A 9598-nucleotide genomic window follows, 5' to 3' on the forward strand; every position below is an offset into this window, starting at 1 on the left:
TTATCTTCAATTGGGTATATTTCACCAGCTCAATATGAAACAGACTACTATGATAATTTAAACGAGTCAGGTAAAGTGGCCTGACTTAAACAAACTGGTCTCCGATGAACTCGGGGCGATTCATTTTGGCTTTTCGGCAACTAGGTAATTAAATAACAGTACACTAAATGGAATACATGTTAACCACTTATACGGAACCAAATAAAAAATTAAAAAAGTAATATAATAAAAAACAACAAAAATAGAATCCGTATTTCCTATATTTAGCCAACGAATAAAGACGGGGATTTTTGTTAATAACTGAAATACATAACTTAAGCAGGCATCAAAAAAAGTGATGGAAATCCCCATATCAAACACACTACTAAGAAGTGTGATAATAATTAAACTGGGCATAACAATTAAAGAAAGAAGTGGAATAGCAATTAAGTTAAGCACTAAACCTGCCAAACTAACACCATGGAAAAAGTATAGCGAAAGTGGTAACAAACCTAAAAACAAGGCCAGCTGTACCAGCCCTAGCGATGCTATTTTATAGAAAAAGGATGTATTTGAAATGGGTATTTTACGCACGACTAAAAATATAATAGCCACGGCGGTAAATGAAAAATACAGTCCTGCGTTTAATACATTAAAAGGATTTATTATAAGCAAAATAACAAGAGCAAATAAAATACTGCGCCAACGCAATGGCTGTTTTGCTAAATAATAGAGTACTAAATAGCACCCGAGCATAATTAACGCACGTGTAGCTGACACTAAAAAATCACTTAGATAAACATAAATAAATGCAGCAAAGAAGCCTACTGCACTGTAAATAACAGAAAGGTTTTTCGTTTGGTCACTAACGTATTTGATATGTTTAAATAAGCTGCGTACAGCTAGATAACCAAAACCAAATATTAAGCCTATGTGTAATCCTGATATCGCCAATAAATGACTCAATCCCAGAGATTGCATTAATTGCTTATCACTAAAATCCATTAACGATTTGTCGCCAGTCAACAGCGCATAATACAACCATTGTAGAGTTGTATTACTATAAACACCCTTTATAAATTTCCTGTAATTTATAATCGTACTTTGTTTTTCGTTATTTGTGATCACTAACTCTTTATTTAGTACTTTCCCTTTAAAAAATATCCGCTGTGTAAAAGCGTAGCGCTCGTTATCGAACACATGGAAGTTCTTTGTACTACGAAAAGGCTTTAAATTAATTGAGGCACTAAAAGTGTCACCAATTAGCAAGGTTTGACTTGAGTTTACACTCAACATAGCGCTTGGGGCTCTAAAGTGAGCGTAGCTGTCATCATTGAATTTTATAATTTTTGCTTTTATATATTGCGGCTGTTTACTTGAAATTATACTTTCGATAATCAACTCAGCAGAATGTGCATACTTTTCGTCCGCTTTTGGGATCTCAAAATTATGAAAAGTATAAAAATACACTGCAATCCAACAAATAGCGCAAATAAAGCCTAACAATACATTTAAAAACGGCTTAAAATAAACACTCACAATAACTATTGAAATTGTGAGTACTGTAAATTCGAGAGTTTGGTAATAAAATACGGTTGCGATACAGCCAATTACAAACCCAAGACTTATCCACACTGATGTAAATGGTTGCTTTAAATGGCTAAAAAAACGATTCAAAGATTTTTACCTGATCCAAATAAAATTAGACATCATAAATCTTTGAGAATTTTTGGGCATCTTTTACAAGATGCAAATCTTTGGCACTTAAATAGACGCTCCGCTCGTGGTGCATTTGCTGTTGGGCTGTTTTTTGCATTCATCCCTGTTCCTTTTCAGATGGTTTTAGCCGCAGCTGGTGCAATTGTATTTAGAGTTAATTTACCGATCTCTGTTGCGTTAGTATGGTTAACAAATCCCCTAACTATGCCCCCTATCTTTTATGGCTCATACCTAGTCGGCACTTTATTATTAAATCAGCCAGAACAGCATTTTGTTTTTGAAGCAAGTTGGGCTTGGTTTTTAGAAAGCATTGAGACTATTGGGCCCGCTTTTTTGCTTGGCTCTTTAGTATGTGCTTCTATCGCCTCTATTATTGGTTACTTTGGTATTGATATTATCTGGCGCCGCACTGTTTTAAAAGCCTGGTCTGCTCGAAATTAAAATGCATTAATGAGCTAATTTTTAACCAATACTATTGTTATTAGCATAGTACACATTCTGATTATGGAGCACAGCTTAGGCAAATAACGCTTTGCTAATGGATTTTTGTTCTCTATGAGGCTGAGCTATTTGCAATAATGAGTTTATGTTCGTGTACTTTCTAATTACCTCTAGGAAGACACATGACTGTTCTGCAAAAGCTCTATTACGCTATTATTTGACCGAACTCTATTTAAGCTATTCTCAGTGCAAACTCAACGTAGTTAGCATTAAAAAACAGCTTCTTCAGATTAATTTGTTATCCAAGACACTGGTTATCTCCTCACTTCATTTTTTAAATCGTTTGGTTAAAGACCACTTTTAAGTAATATAAAGCTAAATGCCATAGAAGCTACTTTCATTAGAGTGCTTGATAAGTTGTGTCGTACAATGAAGAGGATTAAAGCGGGGTATATAATTAACAGGCTTTGAACTAATGCGCTGCGCATACACAAAGCCTATCAACTAAAAACTAACTAGCTAAACGAGTTACTCGCCAGACTCTTCTGGGCGATGTTGTTTTTGCACGCCTGTTAAAAATAAACGTAATATTTGGTCATTACAAACACGGTAATGTTTGTTATCTACTTTACGAGAAAACGCACTTAGTTCATGCTTGCTTAGATCAAAATCAACAAGTGCAAGCGTTGCTATCACATCTTCTGCTTTCATATTTAAAGCAATACGTAGCTTCATAAAGATAATATTGTTGTTTAGCTTTTTCTCGGGCTCTGGTTGCTCACCTTCGCGTTTGCCACGTTGGGTATTAATAAACCCATTTAAAAAGCTAGCAAACTCAGTATCACTTATTGGGGTAAAAGCCTCTTCACCTTCTTTAGTTAACCATGCAATTACTTGCTCTTTGGTGACCGTATGCTCTGCTGATGCAAAAACATTGACCATAGCAGTATCAGTTAAGTTAAAAGTGTAGCGAATGCGGCGTAAAATATCGTTATTAGTCAAAGTAAATCCCAAAGTGAGGTATAGCAACCAAGCAGTTATTGCTTAATTTTAAATAAGCGCCTAGTTTAACAGATTTACTATTACCACCCTATTAATTTTTATTTAAGCTGTTAGCTTAGTTACCAAGCACTTTGGCAGGATCGACGCGCGTTGCTTGCCATGCAGGATAAATAGTGGCAAGTATCGCCAGCACAAACGTAACAATCACTGTAATACCAATGTCTTCAAGTACTAATTTACTTGGTAAAAACTCTATAAAATAAACGCCTTCAAGGGGGTTTTCACCAAATAATTGGCTTATCCAAGTAAATAGCTCACTTATATTAAGCGCTAATACCACCCCAATTAGTGTTCCTAGTGCCACGCCTACAAATGCTTGCATTAAGCCCTGTAATACAAAGGTTGCTAAAATAGTACTGTCTTTAGCACCCATGGTTTTTAAAATTGCAATATTGCCTTGTTTTTCACGCACTTCCATCACTAAAGAGGACACAATATTAAAACTTGCCACAGCAATAATTAAAAATACCACAATATAAACAATGGTACGTACCATTTGAATATCTTGATACAGGCTGCCTTGCGTTCTAAACCAACTAGAAATATACACGTAGTCGTCAATCGTTTGACCCACTTTTAACGCTATTTGATGCGCCGAAAACACATCATCAACACTTAATCGCAGCCCCGTAACTTGGCTTGCGTCGTAGCCTAATGCCAGCTGCGCTTTGCTGAGATGTATAAACGCAGCTGTACTATCAATCGGGCCACCCATTTCTATAACACCCACAAGATTAAGTGTTACGCGTTTAGGTGCTAATAATGACTGACCCTTTTGGCTTATTTGCGGAATAAGCAACGTAATGTTATCGCCGACTTTAGCATTTAACTGTTTTACTATTTGCTTACCTAAAATTACATCATCAAGGCCTAACTGGCTTACTAGTTTGCCATCTGTAAATTGGTTTACTGCCGATACATTACTCTCTAGCGATGGCTCAACACCGCGAATTTCCACTGCTTTTAGTTGGCTTTTATATTGCGCCATACCGTTTACAGCAATAAATGGGGCAGCCCCTGTTACGTGGGGTTGTGATTGTAAGCTATCCACCTTTTGCGACCAATTTGCAATAGGCCTACTTGGCGCTACATATTCAACTTGTGGCACAACACTCAATAACCTGTGCACTAATTGCTGTTCAAAACCGTTTATTACCGACAACGCCACAATTAAAACCGCAACCCCCAATAAAATACCAATAGTCGACGCTTTAGCGATAAAACTTACAAAGCCGTTTTTTTCGTCCTTATGACCTGAATAAGCTCTAAAACGTTTACTTAAAAATGCACTAAGCAACATGCTGCGACTCTTTAATAGCTAGTTTTCCATCGTCTAAATAAGCAATTTTACCTAGCTTATCGGCAAGTTCTAAATCATGTGTGACCACTACAAAACTGGTGTTTAAACTTTTGTTGAGTTCATTAATTAAATCGTAAATTTTAATCGCATTTTGTTTATCTAAATTACCGGTTGGCTCATCGGCAAGCACAAGCGCAGGTTTTGTAACCAGTGCACGTGCAATCGCTACTCGTTGGCGCTCCCCGCCTGAAAGCGCAGACGGTTTATGCGAGCTGCGATGTGCAAGGCCTACTTTCTCTAGCATTTCCAGCGCTTGAGCTTTAGCCTCTTTTGCACTTAGCCCTTTAATTAATAGTGGCATTGCTACATTTTCAACCGCGCTAAATTCCATTAATAAATGATGAAATTGATAGATAAAACCCAAGTTTTGATTTCTAAATGCGGCCTGCTCAGTCCGCGAAAGTTTTGCAACTTCTTGATTTTTAATTTTAGCGACACCTGAACTTGCAGTATCTAAAGTGCCGAGTATATGTAAAAGCGTACTTTTACCTGAGCCAGAGCTCCCCACAATGGCGAGCATTTCACCTTGCTGGAGCGCTAAGTCAACGCCTTTTAATACTTCAACTTGATTGTTGCCGTCTTGATAAACTTTACTTAAATTTTCACAACTAATGACTAAATCATTCATAACGTAATACCTCTGCTGGTTTTACTTTCGCGGCTTTGCGCGCAGGATATAAGGTAGCTAAAAAGCTCATAGCAATACTGGCAGACGCTATTATTACTAAACTCAAAATATCAAATTTTACCGGTAGCTCAATACCCGCAAGTAAGTTCAAGCCCACCAATGCAAGTAACTCATTTATATATAAACTCAATATAACACCTAAAAATGCGCCTATTACGGTACCAATTACGCCGTTATATAAGCCTTGTACCATAAACACTTTTTGTACTTGTGAAGGCGTTAACCCTAACGTTTGTAGTATGGCTACCTCACCTTGTTTTTCGCTTACCATCATGGTCAGTGCCGATACAATATTAAACACAGCGACCAATACAATGAGGGCAAGTAACATCGACATAATCCGTTTCTCCATAGCAACGGCTGCAAATAAAGTCCCCTGACTACTGCGCCAATCACTATAATTGTGACCTTTAAAAACACCTTGGCTTGATTCAATAAATTCATCTAGTGCAAACGGTTCGTGCAATGAAACACTTAAATTTGGGGCGGTGTTTTTATCCAGCTTTAGTATCCGTTGTAGCGAAGGCCCACTGGTAAACGCAAGCGCCATGTCTATTTCAGAGCCAGTTTCGTATATCGCAGCCACTTTAAATAAACGTTGGCTTGGCATTCTCCCAAGGGGTGTATAGGTTGAGGCATTTGGCATAATGACGCGAAGTTTATCACCTACACCAACGCCTAACTTGCGGCTTAGATAACGACTTATAGCAATACTGTAGTTTTTGGTTAATACGGTTTTCCAATCACCTTGCACTATTTTATCGGCAATTTTATACAAAGAGCCGTTATCGTCGTAAAGGCCTTGCAGTAAAACGCCGTGTAAGTCTTTATTGGTTTGTAAAATAGCTTCGCCGTGGCGGTATAGGCTTACATGATCAACATAAGGTGATTGTTCTAGGTCTGCTCTGAGGGTATCCATTTGCGAGCTTGTGTGCGCATCTGATTGCACCTCAACGTGTGGTATAAGGCCAAGCATGTTAGTTTTTAAGCTATTTTCAAACCCATTCATTACGCTACTGACGGTAAATAAGGCGATTAAACCAATCGCAATACCGGCAATAGAAAAAAACGAAATAAACGATATAAACGCATTTCCTTTTGAGGAGCGGCTATATCTAAGCCCTATAAATAAGCTAACCGGTTGAAACATATTATTTTAAACACTTATCCGAAAAGTATTAAATAATAGTAGCACGAAAAAAGTCCTTTTGGGTATGCCGTAAAATGTAAGAAATAATTTAAAAATCTGATACTTGGCTAAATTTCAAGCACTGCAAATTTGAATTTATCTGTAAAGATAAATTATACCAATTGCATTAAATTAGTGATCTATTATAACGATAAGAAAATAGCGCAATAACAAGGCTAAAATTATGATCCATAGTTGTTCTATATAAATAATTTTTAACGTAGTTAGTGAGTTATTTAATACGCTAGAATGATCATGTTTTAAATAAAATTGGTATTAGGCTTAAATCGATTACTTTAGAGGAGGCAAAAGCTTTCTGGGAATGTACAAAACTCCATTTCATCTTTATTTTTCGAAGATTGATCGCAAAAAACAAAAGTTATACTATAACATCATTGATCCAATGACGCTGGATTGTTATAGTATATCACAACATAATAACCGCGAACTTTTATATTCATGACTAAGCTAACACTAATCTCATCAGCTCTTCTTTCTGTTTTATGTTCTCATTCGGCGCTGGCCGCGACTGTAAATGGCAAAGTAATCGATGATAAAAATCAACCAATTAAAAATGCGATTATTCATATACATGGTAAAACGCAAAGCGTAAAAAGTAATGAACTTGGTGAATTTACTATTGAAGTCGATACAGCAAGCCAATTACACATTAGTAAAAACAATTATATTGACTCTCGTATTGCTGTAACTGATTCATCAAATAACCTAAGCGTATCACTAAAACCAACATCCGTAGAAACAGTGGTGGTGTATGCTTCTGCGCTTCATAAGAATAGTTTAGAGATGATTTCTCCAGTCAGTGTTTTATCTGGTGATGAATTAAGAAATAAATCTAAACCCACTCTTGGTGAAACGCTAAAAGGCTTACCTGGCGTTAATGCGAGCTATTTTGGTCCAGTTTCTTCAAGCCCTATTATTCGAGGTTTAGATGGCCCTCGCGTTAAAATCACTCAAAACGGCTTAGATAGCAGTGATGCATCGCGAATTGGCCCTGATCACGCGACATCAAGCGATAGCTTAGCAGCAGAGCAAATTGAAGTGCTACGTGGCCCAAGCACACTACTTTATGGCTCTGGTGCAATTGGTGGCGTTGTCAATGTAGTTGACAACCGTATTCCTACCAGCAGCATGGATACCTTAACAGGGGCTGCTGAGTACAGCCACGACACAGTCTCAAATTCAAATACGGTAGCTGCAAAACTTGAAACCGGTAATGAAGGCTTTAACTTTCATTTTGATGGCACTAAACGTAGCGGCGATGATTATCAAACGCCTACATTTACCATCGCTGATGATGATGGCGATGTTGAAATTGAAAGCTCAGTAGAAAATACTTTTATTGATAGCGAAACACTCAACTTTGGCAGCAGCTATGTTGGAGAGCATTTAACGATTGGTTTATCTTACGGTAGTATTAATACTGATTATGGAATTCCTGGACATGAACACCATCACGAGCATGATCACGAAGGTGAAACAGAAGAAGAGCACGCAGAGCATGGTGATGAAGCTGCTGAAGCTGCTGAAGCGCCAGTCTATGCGCATTTAGAGCAAGATCGCTGGCAAGGCCTTGTAAGCTACGCGCTACATAATAATTGGATCGAAACAATTAACCTGCGTGTTGGTTATACTGATTACTCCCATCAAGAGATTGAAGACGGTGCAGTTGGCACAACATTTACCAATCAAACAACAGAAGCGCGTTTAAATGTAGAACATAAATTTGCTGATTGGCACGGTATGATTGGCTATCACTATAGTGATTCAGACTATAATGCAATTGGTGAAGAAGCCTTTACACCCGCGAGCGTAACCACAACAAACGCGTTATATTTATTAGAAGAACGTGAATTTGGTGATGTAACAGTTGAGCTTGGCGCACGAGTTGAAGATTATAAAATAGAAAGCCAAATTTCAGAGGCCGGACACGGTCATGATCATGATCACGACGAAATTGAAGAAGACCACGATGATGAAGAAACAATCGGTTACAGCAAAAGCTTTACTAATTTAAGTGTCTCTGCTGGTGCTATTTGGCTGTACAAACCTGGCCACAGTATTGCAACCAGTATTTCTCATTCAGAGCGTGCGCCACTCTCTGCAGAGCTATTGTCAAACGGCTTGCACATTGCAACCGGCACTTACGAGCTAGGCCTTGGTTATAACATTGAAGGTAATGAAGCCCATTTTGAACCTGAAAATATTAAGCAAGAAACATCTACAAATCTAGATTTAAGCCTTAGACGTTTTAGTGGAGACTTTGGTTATACCGTTAATTTTTTCTATAACGATATCAAAAACTTTTATTTTCAAGAGAATACCGGTTTAGTTTACGATGAAGAAGACGGTTTAGAATCAGCTATTGGTGCACATGACGATGCTGTTGCGGTTTATCAGTTTACTAGTAAAGACGCTGAGCTTTATGGAATTGAGTTTGACGCACATTACCAAATAACACCAAGCGCTATGGTTAAAGTATTTGGTGACTCAACGCGTGCAAAACTAAGAGATGACGCGGGTAATTTACCCCGTATACCTGCCAACAAATTAGGCTCTGAGTTACAGTATGATTTAGGTGACTTACAACTAACACTAACGGGTACTCATTACTTTGATCAAAACGACGTAACAGCGTTTGAAACACCAACAGATGGTTACACGCTCTTTGATGCTCAAGCAAATTATCAATTAGGTTTAGGCGCTGTAGATGCACAACTTTACATCAATGTGGATAATATTACCGACGAGCTAGGCTTTGTACACAGTTCATTTATTAAAGATAAAGCCCCACTACCTGGTAGAAACTTTCGTTTTGGTATTCGTGGTTATTTTTAATAACTAACCTGAGCTCTGGTTAAGAGATTTACTAACGTATTGAATCATAGTGATATTTAAATTTATTTTCTCTAGCCAGAGATTTTCAGTGAAAACAAGGCGAATTTACGCGTCAATAGCGGGTCTATTGCAAGTAAATTCAACGCAGTTAGCGCTGAAAATAGCTGCTCGAGATAGATTTATACCAATCTGCTTATATATGGGGTCTATTTAACGTTAAGAAAATTACGCTAGAACTAGGCAAAAGTTTTTGTATCTAGTTGTTCTAAATAAAAAATTTTTAACGACGTTATAGTGCAATTTA

At 37.6% G+C, this 9598-nt stretch carries 7 protein-coding genes; 2 read left to right on the top strand and 5 right to left on the bottom strand.

Annotation, left to right across the window (positions count from 1 at the left end):
- Positions 1 to 120: 120 nt before the first annotated feature.
- Positions 121 to 1656 (bottom strand): ComEC/Rec2 family competence protein, encoded by a 1536-nt coding sequence (locus H5119_RS19420; RefSeq protein WP_182703408.1) that lies wholly within the window; start codon positions 1654 to 1656, stop codon positions 121 to 123.
- On the opposite strand from H5119_RS19420, the gene H5119_RS19425 reads away from it, so the two are divergent.
- Positions 1636 to 2139 carry a DUF2062 domain-containing protein gene (locus H5119_RS19425; RefSeq protein ID WP_077538049.1) on the top strand — a complete coding sequence of 168 codons (504 nt, stop codon included), beginning with the start codon at positions 1636 to 1638 and terminating at the stop codon, positions 2137 to 2139. The two genes, H5119_RS19420 and H5119_RS19425, sit on opposite strands and share 21 nt — an antisense overlap.
- Before the next feature lie 528 nt (positions 2140 to 2667).
- Here H5119_RS19425 and H5119_RS19430 read toward each other — a convergent pair.
- From H5119_RS19430 to H5119_RS19445, 4 genes are all read right to left on the bottom strand, one after another.
- Entirely contained in the window at positions 2668 to 3141 is a 474-nt protein-coding gene (locus H5119_RS19430; RefSeq protein WP_077538050.1) for a DUF1456 family protein, read from the bottom strand.
- Between the two features lie 115 nt (positions 3142 to 3256).
- Positions 3257 to 4501: a lipoprotein-releasing ABC transporter permease subunit gene (locus H5119_RS19435; RefSeq protein ID WP_182703409.1), complete on the bottom strand. Its 1245-nt coding sequence runs from the start codon at positions 4499 to 4501 to the stop codon at positions 3257 to 3259.
- Positions 4491 to 5189, bottom strand: coding sequence for a lipoprotein-releasing ABC transporter ATP-binding protein LolD (gene lolD / locus H5119_RS19440; protein WP_077538052.1), 699 nt, complete (start codon positions 5187 to 5189; stop codon positions 4491 to 4493). The genes H5119_RS19435 and lolD overlap by 11 nt, the downstream gene beginning before the upstream one ends.
- The gene (locus H5119_RS19445; RefSeq protein WP_182703410.1) at positions 5182 to 6399 is read right to left on the bottom strand and encodes a lipoprotein-releasing ABC transporter permease subunit; all 1218 of its coding nucleotides are present in this window, start codon (positions 6397 to 6399) and stop codon (positions 5182 to 5184) included. Before H5119_RS19445 ends, lolD begins: the two co-directional genes overlap by 8 nt.
- 498 nt (positions 6400 to 6897) lie before the next feature.
- On the opposite strand from H5119_RS19445, the gene H5119_RS19450 reads away from it, so the two are divergent.
- Positions 6898 to 9294: a TonB-dependent receptor domain-containing protein gene (locus tag H5119_RS19450; RefSeq protein ID WP_182703411.1), complete on the top strand. Its 2397-nt coding sequence runs from the start codon at positions 6898 to 6900 to the stop codon at positions 9292 to 9294.
- Positions 9295 to 9598 lie beyond the last annotated feature (304 nt).

Source organism: Pseudoalteromonas sp. SG45-5, assembly GCF_014164085.1.
Taxonomy (GTDB): domain Bacteria; phylum Pseudomonadota; class Gammaproteobacteria; order Enterobacterales; family Alteromonadaceae; genus Pseudoalteromonas; species Pseudoalteromonas aliena.